2 protein-coding genes are annotated in these 930 nt (G+C 61.5%); both read right to left on the reverse strand.

Going from position 1 to position 930, the window contains the following annotated elements; translation table 11 throughout:
* Window positions 1-323 (reverse strand): Bug family tripartite tricarboxylate transporter substrate binding protein (locus AC0L2O_RS36210; protein ID WP_473373123.1); only part of this gene is annotated, 323 nt, incomplete at its 3' end.
* A 38-nt stretch (window positions 324-361) separates the two neighbouring features.
* A complete protein-coding gene (locus AC0L2O_RS36215; protein WP_473373124.1) occupies window positions 362-922 on the reverse strand; it encodes an aminotransferase class III-fold pyridoxal phosphate-dependent enzyme in 561 nt (186 codons plus the stop codon).
* Window positions 923-930: the final 8 nt, after the last annotated feature.

Genomic DNA, 930 nt, shown 5'->3' on the forward strand with positions numbered 1-930 from the left:
GGCGTACCGATCACGAGAGTGTAGCCATCCGGATCAGCCTTCGCGACGTAATCGGCGCCGAGATTGCCCCCGGCGCCCGCCTTGTTCTCGACGATGAACTGCTGGCCGTATTCCTCAGATAACCTTTGCGCCATCAGCCGGCCGAGAATATCGGTTGTACCGCCCGCTGCGAACGGCACGACCACCTTGACTACCCGAGTTGGCCATTGTGCTTGGGCGGACGCCCGGCCAATGAACGGCAACGACAGAGCTGTGGCGCTAGCGGCGAGCACGGCGCGGCGGCTTGGATTGGACATGCCCCTGAATGTGCGTTCCGAGCGCATTGTTCTTCCAAAATTGCTCCGCTCCGTCGAGACGCGTATCAGCTGCGAGCGGGACGTAGGCTGGTCGTGTTTGCCGCAAATAGCAGTTCCCGCCGCCTGAGAAATTGGTCGAACGCGGCGGTAAACGCTTCGCAGGCGGCATCATCAATCTCGAACGAAAGCGCCGCCATGCCGCGCCGGGCGAGATAGATTCCCTGCTCGAGAAGATCGAAGAACATCAATTCCTTGATGCGCTGATCTTGCGCGGTGGTATCGGCAATCGATCTCACCGGCCCCGCAACACTATGGATGGTGAACAGCGAACCGATCCCGGTGACACACAGGGGGGCATGACGCTCCCGGCATAGCGACTCCAGTCGGGTACGCAGCGCTTCGCCGCGCGCATTGACGCGATCCAACGCCTGCTGCGTGGCGACTTTCGTCATCATTGCAACGCCGGCGGACATGGTAAGTACGTTGTTGTTGAAGGTGCCGGCATGGGCAAGCGCCCCCGCCTTGCGCGGATCGAAACGCCGCATCAAATCGGCGCGGCCGCCGAAGGCGCCGAACGACAGACCGCCTGCCACATACTTGCCAAGTGTCATCAGGTCTGGACGAATGCTGTAGC

This window comes from Bradyrhizobium sp. Kon10 (genome assembly GCF_055807395.1).